Annotated in this window: 11 protein-coding genes and 3 pseudogenes; 9 read left to right on the top strand and 5 right to left on the bottom strand. The window is 54.8% G+C overall.

Annotated features, from left to right (window positions below; translation table 11 throughout):
- Positions 1-4 precede the first annotated feature (4 nt).
- From dacB to FDY98_RS17110, 7 genes and pseudogenes are all read left to right on the top strand, one after another.
- Positions 5-1,480 (top strand): D-alanyl-D-alanine carboxypeptidase/D-alanyl-D-alanine endopeptidase, encoded by a 1,476-nt coding sequence (gene dacB, locus FDY98_RS17125; RefSeq protein WP_027958632.1) that lies wholly within the window; start codon positions 5-7, stop codon positions 1,478-1,480.
- A 34-nt stretch (positions 1,481-1,514) separates the two neighbouring features.
- Positions 1,515-1,886 carry a diacylglycerol kinase gene (locus FDY98_RS17120; RefSeq protein WP_022522083.1) on the top strand — a complete coding sequence of 124 codons (372 nt, stop codon included), beginning with the start codon at positions 1,515-1,517 and terminating at the stop codon, positions 1,884-1,886.
- Positions 1,887-1,935: 49 nt separating this feature from the next.
- Positions 1,936-3,747: a bifunctional [glutamate--ammonia ligase]-adenylyl-L-tyrosine phosphorylase/[glutamate--ammonia-ligase] adenylyltransferase gene (gene glnE / locus FDY98_RS28450; protein WP_340147012.1), complete on the top strand. Its 1,812-nt coding sequence runs from the start codon at positions 1,936-1,938 to the stop codon at positions 3,745-3,747.
- Positions 3,726-4,100, top strand: coding sequence for a hypothetical protein (locus FDY98_RS28445; RefSeq protein ID WP_340147011.1), 375 nt, complete (start codon positions 3,726-3,728; stop codon positions 4,098-4,100). Before glnE ends, FDY98_RS28445 begins: the two co-directional genes overlap by 22 nt.
- Positions 4,097-4,393, top strand: a pseudogene (locus FDY98_RS28440) (bifunctional [glutamate--ammonia ligase]-adenylyl-L-tyrosine phosphorylase/[glutamate--ammonia-ligase] adenylyltransferase); the annotation flags it as partial. The gene FDY98_RS28445 and the pseudogene FDY98_RS28440, both read left to right, overlap by 4 nt.
- Before the next feature lie 126 nt (positions 4,394-4,519).
- The gene (locus tag FDY98_RS28435) at positions 4,520-4,900 is read left to right on the top strand and encodes a hypothetical protein (RefSeq protein WP_340147107.1); all 381 of its coding nucleotides are present in this window, start codon (positions 4,520-4,522) and stop codon (positions 4,898-4,900) included.
- 56 nt (positions 4,901-4,956) lie between these two features.
- Positions 4,957-5,850, top strand: a complete 894-nt coding sequence (locus FDY98_RS17110; protein WP_009287454.1) for an AEC family transporter — start codon at positions 4,957-4,959, stop codon at positions 5,848-5,850.
- A gap of 47 nt (positions 5,851-5,897) precedes the next feature.
- Here FDY98_RS17110 and FDY98_RS17105 read toward each other — a convergent pair whose 3' ends face one another.
- Complete coding sequence (locus tag FDY98_RS17105) at positions 5,898-6,281, bottom strand: hypothetical protein (protein ID WP_022522085.1); 384 nt, start codon at positions 6,279-6,281, stop codon at positions 5,898-5,900.
- A gap of 186 nt (positions 6,282-6,467) precedes the next feature.
- Between FDY98_RS17105 and FDY98_RS17100 the strand changes: the two are divergent.
- Positions 6,468-8,091, top strand: a pseudogene (locus FDY98_RS17100) (BCCT family transporter).
- A gap of 278 nt (positions 8,092-8,369) precedes the next feature.
- On the opposite strand, the gene FDY98_RS17090 reads toward FDY98_RS17100, so the two are convergent.
- Genes FDY98_RS17090 through FDY98_RS17080 form a run of 4 tightly spaced genes read right to left on the bottom strand, consistent with a single transcriptional unit; the run spans position 8,370 to position 11,102 of the window.
- Positions 8,370-9,662 carry a GGDEF domain-containing protein gene (locus FDY98_RS17090; RefSeq protein WP_027958633.1) on the bottom strand — a complete coding sequence of 431 codons (1,293 nt, stop codon included), beginning with the start codon at positions 9,660-9,662 and terminating at the stop codon, positions 8,370-8,372.
- Positions 9,610-9,804, bottom strand: coding sequence for a hypothetical protein (locus tag FDY98_RS28430; RefSeq protein ID WP_340147010.1), 195 nt, complete (start codon positions 9,802-9,804; stop codon positions 9,610-9,612). The genes FDY98_RS17090 and FDY98_RS28430 overlap by 53 nt, the downstream gene beginning before the upstream one ends.
- Before the next feature lie 50 nt (positions 9,805-9,854).
- The gene (locus FDY98_RS17085; RefSeq protein WP_340147009.1) at positions 9,855-10,373 is read right to left on the bottom strand and encodes a substrate-binding periplasmic protein; all 519 of its coding nucleotides are present in this window, start codon (positions 10,371-10,373) and stop codon (positions 9,855-9,857) included.
- Positions 10,374-10,376: 3 nt separating this feature from the next.
- Entirely contained in the window at positions 10,377-11,102 is a 726-nt protein-coding gene (locus tag FDY98_RS17080) for a substrate-binding periplasmic protein (protein WP_231500653.1), read from the bottom strand.
- Between the two features lie 200 nt (positions 11,103-11,302).
- On the opposite strand from FDY98_RS17080, the pseudogene FDY98_RS17075 reads away from it, so the two are divergent.
- A pseudogene (locus FDY98_RS17075) lies at positions 11,303-12,693 on the top strand (MFS transporter).
- Positions 12,694-12,699 lie beyond the last annotated feature (6 nt).

The raw sequence follows: 12,699 nt of genomic DNA, 5'->3' as shown, positions 1-12,699 counted from the left end.
TGTAATGGGGTGTTTTTTTGCTGTTAAGCGCATGCAGCGCTGGTCGCTGGTGACAGGTGTAGCCACATTGGCGCTGTGTGCCAGCACCAGTCTGTTCGCCGATTTCAATCGCCTGGGCCAACTGCAGAGCAAAGGCTTTTCGATTAGCGCGGAAGCACGCCTTTTGGATGCCGATGCAGGCGCTAATGCGTTGTTGGGCAGCATCACCCCGGATCGACAGCTGTCGCCCGCTTCGGTCACTAAAGCCTACTTGTCGGCGGCGGCGCTAAACCGTTTTGGCCCCCAGCACCGCTTTACCAGCCAACTGGTCAGCTCCGCTAGCATTGAAAATGGGGTGTTACGCGGTGACTTGGTGTTTGAGGGCGGCGGGGACCCGGGCCTAACCACTGAGAACCTTTGGCGCTTGGTGCAGCGTTTGCACTTAGCCGGGGTGCGTGAGGTAGAGGGGGCGCTGGTGGTCAGCCAGTGGCGCTTTGGGTCAGTGGACTGTATTACCACGGATCGCTGTAATGCCCTGACTCGGGTTGCCAATGCCTATAGCGCGCCGCTCTCCTCAGCTGGCGTTAACTTTGGTAGCTGGTGCGTTAATGTCGCACCAGCGACGAACGCGGGTGAGCCCGCCCAAGTGGGGCTATGCGATAGCCAGACGTCGCTGATCACCATTGATAACCAAGTAATCACCCGCCCCGCCAATAGCGGTACTGAGATTAGCGCTGAACGAATTACCGATGAGCGTGGCGACGTGATGCGCTTGACGGGGCAGATCTCCACCAATGCCACTGCACGCGATGTCTACCGTGGCGCAGGGGATGCCGCCGAAACAACCGCGCAAGTCCTAATGGGCATGTTGAACCAGGCGGGTATACAGGTGCGCGAAGCGTGGCGCGTTAGCTCGTCTCAGCCGCCTAGCAGCGCCCAGCGTCTGGCGGCGGTGGACAGCCAGCCACTGCAAGAGCTATTGCTGCGCATCATGAACTACTCCAATAACTATATGGCCGATGTGCTGGCGCTGGATCTCGTCGAGACACCCCAGGCACAGCTACGCCAGGCGGGCCAGGCGATTGAAACTTACGCCCACAGCCTGCCCGGGCACGGGCCGTTAACATTGTATAGTGGTAGCGGACTGACCACTGAAAACCGCACATCGGCCCAGGGCGTTAACGTAATGCTGGAGGACATGTTTCGTCAAAGTAGCCTGTTTCCCAGCTTTGTGGCGGCCTTTCAGTCACCCGCTAACGGGGTAATGCGCTTCATTCGGCGAGGTTCCTCCACGTTTCAAAACAATGTCATGATCAAAACCGGCACGCTTAACCAACCTTTTGCAGTACGCGCCGCGGCGGGCTATTTTCGCACTGCGCAAGGGCGCTGGGGGGTGTTTAGTGTCATGGTCAATGGTAACGGCAGTACGCCTTATTTAAGCTGGACTGAAGTGCTGGATCCGTTGTCACAGGATCTAGAAGCAATGATGTTAGCGAATTGAACAAACTCTACGCTCACAAGGTGAGGCGATCTGCATGAAACCTGGGCATACCGGTTTAACACATTTGGTTCACTCCACACGCTATTCGTGGAAAGGCCTGAAAGCGGCGTTCAGAAACGAGGCGGCTTTCCGTCAAGAGGTCGGCATTACGGTAGTACTGCTGCCGCTTGCCTGGTGGATCGGTGAAGGACCTATCAGTTGGCTACTGCTAGTGGGTAGTCTGTTTTTTGTACTGATAGTGGAGCTGCTTAATAGTGCGATTGAGAACGTGGTGGATCGGATTGGTACCGAGCACCATGAGCTTTCAGGGCGGGCCAAGGATATTGGTTCGGCGGCGGTGATGCTGTCGCTGATCATGGCCGGGCTTACCTGGGGGCTATTGGGCTGGGAAAAATTCTTTAGCTAAGCAGGTAATTGAAAGCGAACGTTTTTGACGCGCTGTCAGCGAGGTAGTTATGCAAGTGAACGACGATTTCTTACCGTTGTCGACGCTGCCAGCGTCGTTACATACCGCCACCCAATCCGCCTGGAAGCGGCTACGCGAGGCGCTTGCTCAAGCTGATAATGTCGCCGAGATGACCAAGCAGGAATTGCCTTCCAGTAATTGGCAAGGGCTTTCGGAACAGCGTCGCGAGGCGCTTGCTAAAGTATTGACCATCTCGACCTTCGCGCTGGATACCTTGGTTCGCTACCCCCAGTGGTTGGCCGAGTTGGATATTGCCGGTGAGTTGGACGTAAACCCAGGTCGAGATGAGCTGGCTAGCTGGCTGAGTGAGTCACTTGAGAGTGCCGAAGACGAAGAGGCGATGCAGCGGGTAATCCGCCGTTTTCGTCGCAAGCGTATGCTGGGGATTATCTGGCGTGACCTTAACCGTGCCTCTGGCCATAGCATGTGGAGTACCGCCACGGCGGTGTCTGAGCTTGCCGAAATATGCTTGGAAGCGGCATTAACCTGGCTTGAACGTTTTTACGCGCCGCGTTGGGGCTTACCTGCCCCACGTAAAGACGGCACGCCCCAGCGTCTGGTGATTCTGGGTATGGGCAAACTAGGTGCTGGGGAGCTGAACCTCTCTTCCGATATCGATCTGATCTTTGCCTTCCCTGAAAAAGGTGAGACGCAAGGTGGGCGCAAACCGTTAGAGCACCAGGAATACTTTACCAAGCTGGGGCAAAAGCTGATTGCCGCCCTGGATGCCATGACCGCCGATGGCTTCGCCTTCCGTGTCGATATGCGCTTGCGGCCTTTGGGCGACGGCGGGCCGCTGGTGGGCTGTTTTGCCATGCTCTCTAGCTACTACCAGGATCAAGGCCGCGAATGGGAGCGTTACGCCATGCTCAAGGCGCGCCCGGTCGCGGGGGATCTGGACGCGGGCGATGAGCTGTTGGCCGGGCTGCGCCCCTTTGTGTATCGCAAATACCTGGATTTTGGCGCCATTGAGTCGCTGCGTGAACTGAAAGCGATGATCAACCGCGAAGTGAAGCGCAAAGGCATGCAGAGCAATATCAAACTTGGCTCCGGCGGCATTCGTGAGGTTGAGTTCGTCGTGCAGGCGTTCCAACTGATTCGCGGCGGCCGCGATACGGAGCTGCAGGTGACATCGCTAAAAACGGCGCTCAATCGTTTGCCCGAGCTGGGCCTGTTGCCGCAGGAAGTGGTCGATGAGCTGCTGCCTGATTATGCTTTTCTGCGCGATGTCGAACACGCTCTCCAAGCACTGGAAGACCGTCAGACACAGACCTTGCCCAGCGATGATGCTGATCGTGAACGGGTAGCCTTCGCCATGGGGCATGAAGATTGGCCGGGGTTGATAGCCCAGCTTGACGAAGTGCGCGAGCGGGTGCGCCAACACTTTGATGCCGTGATTGCCGACCCCGAAGAGGATGTCGATGAGGCCAACGATGATAGCCAGCTTGGCTTGGCTCAGTGGCGGCTTATTTGGCGCGGCGAGTTAGAAGTGCAGGAGGCCAGCGCGTACCTGGCCGAGGCGGGTTTTAACGAGCCAGAAAAAGCCTTGAAGCGGCTGCATAGCCTTTATCATTCTCGGCAAGTGCAAAGCATGCAGCGGATTGGCTTCGAGCGCTTGGATGCGTTAATGCCGCTGCTGTTGGATGCGGTGGCGGGCAATGAAGCACCGGATACCGCGCTTGAACGGGTACAGCCGCTGATTGAGGCCGTACTGCGGCGTACAGCTTACCTTGCGCTGCTGCGCGAAAACCCCCAGGCGCTCGAACACCTGATGCGCTTGTGCGCCGCGAGCCCTGGATAGCTGAACAGCTGTCGCGTTATCCCATTCTGCTCGACGAGCTGCTGACGCCAGAAACGCTGTATACCCCCGCCGATAAAGCGCGCCTTGCCGATGAGCTGCGCCAAACGCTGAATCGTTTGCCAGAGGATGATGAAGAGGCCCAGCTAGAGGCATTGCGCGTTTTTAAACACGCTCAAACCCTGCACGTAGCGGCGTCGGATATCGTGGGTACTCGGCATCTAATGAAAGTAAGCGATTACTTAACCTATATCGCCGAAGTCATTCTCGATGCCGTGTTGGCGATGGCGTGGAAGCATATTACCCGCAAGCACGGTGTTCCTGAGGGGCTGAATGCCGGGAAGCGGCTTTTCTGATCGTTGGTTACGGCAAACTGGGCGGCATTGAGCTGGGCTACAGCTCCGATTTATCTTGTTTTCCTTCACGATAGCGTGGTCAGGCACAACTGATGGTCCACGACCCATTGATACGCCAGTGTTTTTTACCCGTCTGGGACAACGTATTATTCACCTGCTCACGCGGTAACGCCCACGGTACGCTGTATGAAGTGGATATGCGCCTGCGGCCTTCGGGTAATTCAGGACTATTGGTGACATCGCTTAAAGCCTTTGCCGAGTATCAGCGTCAGAATGCCTGGACCTGGGAGCACCAGGCATTGGTGCGCGCCCGGGTGGTGGCGGGTAGCGATTCGCTGGCCGAGAAATTCAGTCAGTTACGGGGCGATATTCTAGGTGGTGAGCGAGATAAAGCTGCACTGCGCGAAGAGGTGGTCAAAATGCGTCAGAAAATGCGCGACCATCTGGGCAGTAAAACCACCAGCAATACCTTTAACGTCAAACACGATGCGGGCGGTATGGTGGATATCGAGTTTCTCTGCCAATACGCGGTGTTAGCGCTTGCTCACCAAACGCCTGCGTTACTTACCTACAGCGATAATATCCGCATTCTAGAGAGCCTGACCGAGAGTGGGCACTTACCAGCTGAAGAGGCAGAGCGTCTTCGCGAGGCTTATCTGGCTTATCGCAGCGCTACGCACCGAGCGGCGCTCACCGGTCAGAAAGCACTCAGCGATGGTGAGGAATTCCGTGCGCATCGCGATATCGTCACCGCGCTCTGGCAGCGCTTTCTTGAACCTTCCACCGCCGATAACCGCTAGTCAGACGGTAACCAGGACGCAACAGTGATAACAAGGAATAGGGCTGGGCGGCCCGTATGATTGGACATATTCTGGCCACGCTATTGCCAGTATTTTTAATCGCTGGCTGTGGCGCAGCCTATGGGCGCTACCGTACACCGGATATTCGCAGTCTCAATACCCTCAACATGGAGCTGTTCGTTCCGCTATTGGTGTTCGCCGTGCTGGCTGACCGGCAAGCGCCGTTAGCTGAGTACGCCTGGCTGGCCACGGCAGCGATAGCAGTAGTGCTGGGGTCGGGGCTTGTACTTTGGCCGCTGGCAAAGTGGCTAAAGCTGGATAGCAAGATCTTCCTTCCGCCGATGATGTTCAACAATGCGGGCAATATGGGCGTGCCGCTGCTGGTGTTGGCATTTGGTGCTGAGGCGCTTCCTGCGGCGGTGGTGGTGTTTATCGTTGAAATGCTGCTGCACTTTTCGGTGGGGCTTTACATGCTTAACCCGCGCACTTCGCTCTGGCGAATGCTGCGCATGCCAATTGTACTCGCGAGTCTGGCGGGTTTAGCGGTGAATATCAGTGGCCTGCCGCTGCCTGGCTGGCTACTGGAGGCGATGCATATGCTAGGCGGGGTATGTATTCCGCTAATGCTGTTTGCGTTAGGGGTGCGGCTCTTGGAGATCGACTTTAGCGATTGGCGTACGGGGATACTGGGGGCGGTGCTGTGTCCGCTTTCCGGGTTAGTAATTGCTTTGCCGTTGATGTGGCTACTGCCACTAAATGCGCTTCAGGCGGCGGTGCTGCTGGTATTTGCGGCACTGCCGCCTGCGGTGTTGAATTACTTGGTCGCAGAGCAGTATAAGCTGGCGCCACAAAAAGTGGCTTCGCTGGTGCTGATTGGTAACCTGGGCAGTCTGGTCGTTATGCCGCTGACCTTGGCCGCGGCATTTACCTGGGTTTACGCGCCGCTGTAACAAAGTATACGGCACTAGGTGGCGCGAAAAAGTGACTAACGGGTTAATTAACGATCATCTTTAACTTCATAGCTGCCTTCCAAGACATCCTGATGACCAGGACGGTTTTGCGCAGACGTATGCGGGGAAGCATGTCCGTGAGAATGCCCTTGAGAATATCCCCCACCTATATCCTGTGCCTGCTGGGCGCGCATCTGCTCCATACGCTTTTTCATTTTATGGCGCATAAACGGCATCATTGCCCAGCCAATCAGCAAGAAAAACAGGCCGAGTACCACGCCGACTATCATTAACGCGCCAAACGCCAGCCACGTGAGCAGCAGCTTCAAGCTGCCCGCCACTCCGGTGGGTTGAGTTTGCGCAGCACGGGCGCGCCATTGATTAGCCGCTTGCCATGCAGCGTTGCGTTGGTCGCGATTCATCTGTGGCATGAGAGCCTCCATCGGTTATTCGCACCCATTGGAACACAGTAGCTCTAGCAAGTTCACTGCTTGGCCACAGTGCGATTAGATTTTTCAACTGTTACCATTAAGCTGTACAAGGCAGGTTTAGTTGTACAAGCATGCGCTTAATACGCAGTGCTTACCTAAACAGAGCTCATTTAACAGGACGGTTATATGGCTAATCATGGAGGCAAGTCGGTATTCATCGCATCGGTGGTGATTATTTTTGGCTTGGTAGTTGTTGGGGCGTCATTTCCTGAAGGATTTGCCAACGTTGCAGAGGGCGCACTGACTACTGTTACCGGGCTATTCGGGTGGTTTTATCTATTTTCGGTTTTTGGTTTTGTCATTTTTCTGTTTGGTCTGGCGCTAAGCAAGTATGGCAAGGTGCGCTTAGGCCCCCAGGACAGTCGACCCAACTATACATTCTTTTCGTGGATCAGCATGCTGCTGGCCGCAGGCTTTGGTGTCGGACTGGTCTTCTATGGCATGGCGGAACCCATGTTTCACTTCATTGAGCCGCCCTATGGCGACAGAACCGCCGAAACCGAAGCGGCCGCCCGCTACGCTATTCAATACAGCTACTTTAACTGGGGGATACACCAGTGGGCAGCTTTCTCGATTGTCGGTTTGATCATTGCCTATTTTCAGTTCCGCAAAGGGCAGGCAGGATTGGTGTCGTCCGTACTGTCATCGATAACGGCTAAGAATCCTAAAATTCGTCCCTACGCTTCCTGGCTGGATGTATTTGCCGTGGTCGCCACCGTAATGGGGGTGGCTACCTCGTTAGGGTTAGGCGTGCTGCAGATGAATGGCGGTTTAAACGCTGTGTTTGGCCTGCCGGAGAACGGTTTCTGGCAGTTTGTGATTCTTTTCGTGATGTTCTGCGCCTATATGGCTTCCACCTGGTCGGGTTTGGATAAAGGCATTAAACGCCTCTCTAACCTTAATATGATTTTATGTATCGGGTTGATGCTGTATGTGCTGTTCACTGGCCCCACCGTGGCGATATTAGAGACCATCACGGTGGGGATTGGTGATTATCTGCAGAATTTTATCGGCATGAGCCTGCGCATTTCTCCCTATGGTGACAATGAGTGGGCAAGCAACTGGACGATTTTCTATTGGGCCTGGGTGATTGCCTGGTCGCCGTTTGTAGGTACCTTTATTGCCCGGGTATCAAGGGGTCGTACCATCAAAGAGTATGTGTTTGGGGTGCTGTTCGTACCGCCGCTGCTGGCCTGTTTATGGATTGGCGTATTCGGTGGCGCGGCGCTGCACATGGAGTTGAACGGTACCGATATCGGTCTTGCTGCCGCAACCCAGGATAATATAACCGTCGCACTGTTTGAGATGTTTGAGTTGATGCCCTTTACCGGCGTGCTGTCGGTCGTGCGATGCTGCTGATCTTTATTTTCCTGGTCACCTCCGCTGACTCGGCCTCGTATATCGTGGCGCAAATGACCGATAATGGTTCGATCAATCCGCCGCTCTATAAGCGCGTCATTTGGGGTGTGCTGATCGCCGCTATTTGCCTGACGTTAATTGCCTCAGGTGGCTTAACGGGGCTGCAATCGGCTTCGGTGCTGTCGGCACTGCCGTTCACCTTTATCTTGTATATGATGGTGTTCGTATTAGTTCAGGAACTACGCGCCGACCGCAAGGCGATGCTAACGCAGCTTTATCGCCGCCATGGCGAAACGCCGGTGGTGCGGACGCCTTTGAAGCCGAGCTGTTAGGTGAAGAAGAGCGCTTGCGCCGTGCACCGAGTGTGGTCAATCGGCGCATTAATAGTTAGCATCAGTCATCAGCACTAATAAAAAGTAACCAAGCCTTCGATTGCGGGGCAAGGTAGTTGGGGAGCAGCGACACATGAAGCGAAAATGCTGATGGCGCGGCAAGGGCGCCATGGAGCGACACGACGGCAGGCTAAAGGAGTTGCTTTCGATCGCTGGCTAGATAGGGTAGTCACAGTAGCGGTGCTAACGGCGATGATCATTGGTCTGGCTGCTGTGGCCGCTCACTGGCTGCTTTAAAGTACCAGCTCTGTGCAATATGTGTGCTTAACGCCCGGCTTTATGCCGGGCGTTTGCGTGTTTCGACCCGGTTTCGGCCCAGCCGTTTGGCGTGGTAAAGGTGCTGGTCGGCACGCTCAATCAGCGCTTCAGCACTAATTGATAAGCCGGGCGACATGCTGGCAACACCCATGCTAACGGTAAGCTCTGAATGGGTGCTTGAAAAAGCATGAGGAATGGCCAGTGACAGCACTGCTTCGCGCAAGCAGTTGGCAACGCCCACAGCGTCGTCATGATCCTGACCTGGCAGTACACAGACAAATTCTTCGCCGCCGTAGCGGGCGAGTAAATCCCTGGCGGGGGCAATGCACTGATTGAGCGCTTTTGCTACGGCGCGCAGGGTGTCGTCGCCCATGGCGTGCCCATAATGATCGTTAAATTCCTTAAAGTTATCGATATCGATAAAAATCACCGATAGCGGCTGCTGGGTTTGCTGCGCCAAGTGCCAGTGTTGTTGATAAAACTCATCGAAGTGGCGTCGGTTCGCCACGCCCGTCAAGCCATCCATATTAGAGAGATGATGGAGCTGGTCGCGCTGCTCCAAGCCTTGCTGAAACGCGTTTAACAAATGATCCAAACTATCCACCAGATGCCCTAACTCATCATGCTGATGTCCTCGCAACATTGGCTTGGGCCACTGGCCGGGACGATTGGGATCGGTTTGGGCAATAGCTGCGTGTACCTTGAGCAATGGGCGAGTAATAAATAGATGAAAAAAAGCGATCACCACTAGGCTTAAAATAAACGCCTCTAAAATACTCACCCCGACCACCGTGTAAATACGCGCGAGGAACTGCTGGGTTAAGTAGCTTTCTGCCAGCATCAGCTCAATCTCGCCGACGACCGATTCCGGCATGTCGCTGCCCATGTAGTAGGCGAGGTCGGTTTGGTGGTGCAGTATATCGCCAAATAAATATTGGCTGAGCCAAGTCGAATCAGCCTGTTTTGGCCTCTCAAATTCAGCCAGAGCGCGCCCAAAATCGTCACGAATCGACACCCATGCGACCTCGTCAGCATTAAATAGCCCATAGGCGATTTGGTGGGCGAGGTCGGGGTTAAGCTGGAAAGCGGCCTCTGCTGCGGCGCCGTTAACGACCGCCAACTGTTGAGTAATGCGTTGCTCGGTTTCCTGGCGCATATTGGTAGCGTGGCTGAGAAGTTCAATACTTCCTGCTACACCACTAATCAGCATAGCAATGAGCAGGGTGAGTAGCGCTTGCTTAGTGGTCAGGCTGCCTTTTTTAGGCGCGACGCCAGTGGTCAACATAGGAAAGCGAGGGCGGGGACTTATCACTGGCTCTCCCCTGCAGGGCATCCAGCTGGGCTTGCAGTCGCTCCAGCAGTGCTTTCGAAACGTTGAGGTGGCAGGCGAGATAAAGCGGTGCGCGATAAAAAGTAAATAAATGCGCTAGCGCGATGTCCTGTTCATGTGCCATAAATTCACCGGTTGCTTTGCCTGTCACAATCACATCTAGTAGCCCCGCCTTTAAACGCGCGATATTTTCTCGCTCCGAAGAGCAAGTAGCACATTAATGCCGCTAGCGGCGACGTAATCGCCTACCGCATCTTCTCTAAAACTGCCCACTCGCCAAGCGTTCAGCCCTGAAAGTGAATCAACATTGAGCCCACGCTCGGCTAAACTAAACGCTGCCCATTCATTGACGACCAGCGGCCCTACCCAGTGAAACAGCGCTTCACGCTCACGGGTGCGGGTGGTGGAGTAGACGCAGTGGTTCTCCTTCAAGCGTGCTTCGGTGTAAGCGCGCGCCCAAGGCAGTAGCCGAAAATAAGCCTCTATGTCAGCTTGGCGTAGCGCATCACGTAGCAGTTGCGTCGCACTACCGATTATTTGCCCTTGGTCGTCCGAATAATTGAACGGTGGGTACTCTTCGGTATTGATCGTCAGCGGCATCGCATGAAGTGGCAGGCTGCAGCTACCGATAGCGGTGATCAGGGCAACGCCCATGCGGTATCGCCATCGGCGAGTTAGGTCGTTAGCCATCATCAACTACCTCTCGACTCGTCCCGCTTGCACCCTGTTTAAGGCCTGCTGCATCAACGCTACCAGACGTGGATCCGTGGCTTTGTTGATGGCAAAGTATAGCGAAGATTTGCTGAGGGTGTGTGTGGGGATTAAAATATCTTTAGGATAACCTTCTGACTCCGCTATCCAGCCAGCCACATCCTGACTGTAAGCCCATAGATCAACTCGCCCGCGGGTTAGCATATTGAACGCGCTTCGGTTATCAATAGCGGATACGAGTAGGCGCTCAGGATAGCCAACTTCCAACAGCGCCTGGGCGCCGATATCTTCCCGAATGACCGCTACGGTCAGGCCGCGATCAATCGCTTGAGCCAAAGAATCAACCACAATCGGTGCGTCGCGGTGGGCTAGCAGTACGACCCGGTCTTGAGCAATCGGCCCCACCCAGTGGAAATTGACCTCTCTTGAGGGCGTACGCGTAGTGGAAAATAGCACCGTATTAGGTTGGCTGCGCGCCAGCTCATAGCCGCGAATCCAAGGGTAGTGACGGACGTCATTACGGCTTAATGGTGTTTCTGTCGCCGCAAAAATAGCCTCCAACAAATCAATCGATATCCCGGTTAATTGCTGATTATCGATATAGTTATAGGGCGGGTACTCTTCAGTAATAAAGGTTAATGCCGCCAAGGTGTCGGGCTCATCAGCCTGTCCGCTTGCGACGATTGCCAGCCAGAGGCATAGCGTGGCCATCAACCTGGTTAAGGGTTGTCGGTACACTGGCCGTAGAGATGGCTGGGCTAATCCCATCGCAGTTCTATCCGTATTACTGATCAATCAATCAAACTTAGAGCAACGCTGGTCGGCTGTCATCTCTAATCTGCCAACGCAAGCCGTGGCGCCTTGGCGGTTCTATCTGCTAGCCTTACGGCTTCCCCTGTGAGAGAAAACTAATGCTGCCTGCTAACACTGCTAAGGCGACGGATGGCTACGCATCGCGTCGAGAAATTTTCGGCTGGGCGATGTTTGATTTTGCCAACCAGGCCTACACGCTTTTGATTATTACCGTGGTATTTGGCGAGCTTTTCACCACAGTCATTGTGGGGGATCGGGGCGATAATTTCCGGTTGGCCAACTTTTTGTGGAGCCTGGCCCTGGCGATTAGTTATCTAATGGTGGTGATTACCGCGCCGTTGTGCGGAGCGGTGATGGATTACCGGGCGGAGAAAAAACGCTTTCTGCTGATTAGTTATCTCGCCACCGTGGTCACTACGGGCATGCTCTACTTCGTTGAGCCGGGCTATGTCGTTATCGGCTTGTTATTGATCGTGCTGTCTAACTACGCGTACTCCATGGGGGAGTCATTTATTGCTGCATTTTTACCTGAACTTGGGCCGCCGCAGTCGCTGGGCAAAATTTCTGGCTTTGGCTGGGCGCTCGGCTACATCGGTGGACTGTTTGCGGCAGGTTTTACCCTGGTGGTGCTAGGCGAGGCCAGCGCGGAAAACTTTGAGCGCATACGCTGGGTGGGGCCCTTTGCGGCCGGCTTTTTTCTGATTACCGCTATTCCTACGTTTTTATGGCTAAAAGAGCGAGGCACCCCTCAGCCCCGTGGCGTCTCTTATCGGCATATTGCCCTGAACCGCGTCACCACCACCCTTCACGAGCTGCGCTATTTTAAAGATCTGACGGTATTTTTGATTTCACTGCTGTTCTCGATGGCCGGCGTCTACATCATCATCGCGTTCGCCTTTATTTATGGTGCTCAAGTGATCGGCTGGGATGAAAGCGTACGTAATATCATGTTTATTATTGTCCAAGTGACCGCTGCAGCAGGGGCTCTGGGGTTTGGCTGGATACAGGATCAGCTAGGTGCCAAGCGAACGTACCAAATGACCCTGGCGCTATGGGTGTTGGCGATTATTGCTATCTGGGCAACGCCGGAGATGACGCAGTGGGTAAACGGGCAGTTTGACCTGCAGTGGCAGGCACAGTACGTATTTTTGATAGTCGGCTGCCTGGCGGGGCTTAGCCTGGGTTCCAGCCAATCTGCCAGCAGGGCTCTGGTGGGGCTATTTTCACCCTTGGAGAAATCAGCCGAGTTCTTCGGCTTCTGGGGGCTGGCGAATAAGTTGGCAGGAGTGTTGGGGATCGTCATGCTGGGGGTGTTGCAGACGCTGGTTGGTTGCAAGCGTCTATTCTATTATGTGTTGCCCTGTTCGTTATCGCGATGCTGATTTGCGCCAGGGTCAACGAGCGCCGTGGTCGGGAGGCGGCGCTCGCCTGGGAAGCCAACAGCTATAGCAACACTAATAACGCTAACGAGGCATCCTTACCTCAGTGAGGTGGA

Source organism: Halomonas sp. PA16-9 (assembly GCF_009728585.1).
Classification (GTDB): domain Bacteria; phylum Pseudomonadota; class Gammaproteobacteria; order Pseudomonadales; family Halomonadaceae; genus Vreelandella; species Vreelandella titanicae.
Note: the sequence above shows the minus strand (reverse complement) of the source record. Positions and strands in the feature narration are given on the sequence as shown.

What these genes read in the sequence shown, in the direction of transcription:
- dacB (WP_027958632.1), top strand. Translation starts at nt 5, where the DNA reads ATGGGGTGTTTTTTTGCTGTTAAGCGCATGCAGCGCTGGTCGCTGGTG.
- FDY98_RS17120 (WP_022522083.1), top strand. Translation starts at nt 1,515, where the DNA reads ATGAAACCTGGGCATACCGGTTTAACACATTTGGTTCACTCCACACGC.
- glnE (WP_340147012.1), top strand. Translation starts at nt 1,936, where the DNA reads ATGCAAGTGAACGACGATTTCTTACCGTTGTCGACGCTGCCAGCGTCG.
- FDY98_RS28435 (WP_340147107.1), top strand. Translation starts at nt 4,520, where the DNA reads ATGCGTCAGAAAATGCGCGACCATCTGGGCAGTAAAACCACCAGCAAT.
- FDY98_RS17110 (WP_009287454.1), top strand. Translation starts at nt 4,957, where the DNA reads ATGATTGGACATATTCTGGCCACGCTATTGCCAGTATTTTTAATCGCT.
- FDY98_RS17105 (WP_022522085.1), bottom strand. Translation starts at nt 6,281, where the DNA reads ATGCCACAGATGAATCGCGACCAACGCAACGCTGCATGGCAAGCGGCT.
- FDY98_RS28430 (WP_340147010.1), bottom strand. Translation starts at nt 9,804, where the DNA reads ATGGCACATGAACAGGACATCGCGCTAGCGCATTTATTTACTTTTTAT.
- FDY98_RS17085 (WP_340147009.1), bottom strand. Translation starts at nt 10,373, where the DNA reads ATGATGGCTAACGACCTAACTCGCCGATGGCGATACCGCATGGGCGTT.
- FDY98_RS17080 (WP_231500653.1), bottom strand. Translation starts at nt 11,102, where the DNA reads ATGGCCACGCTATGCCTCTGGCTGGCAATCGTCGCAAGCGGACAGGCT.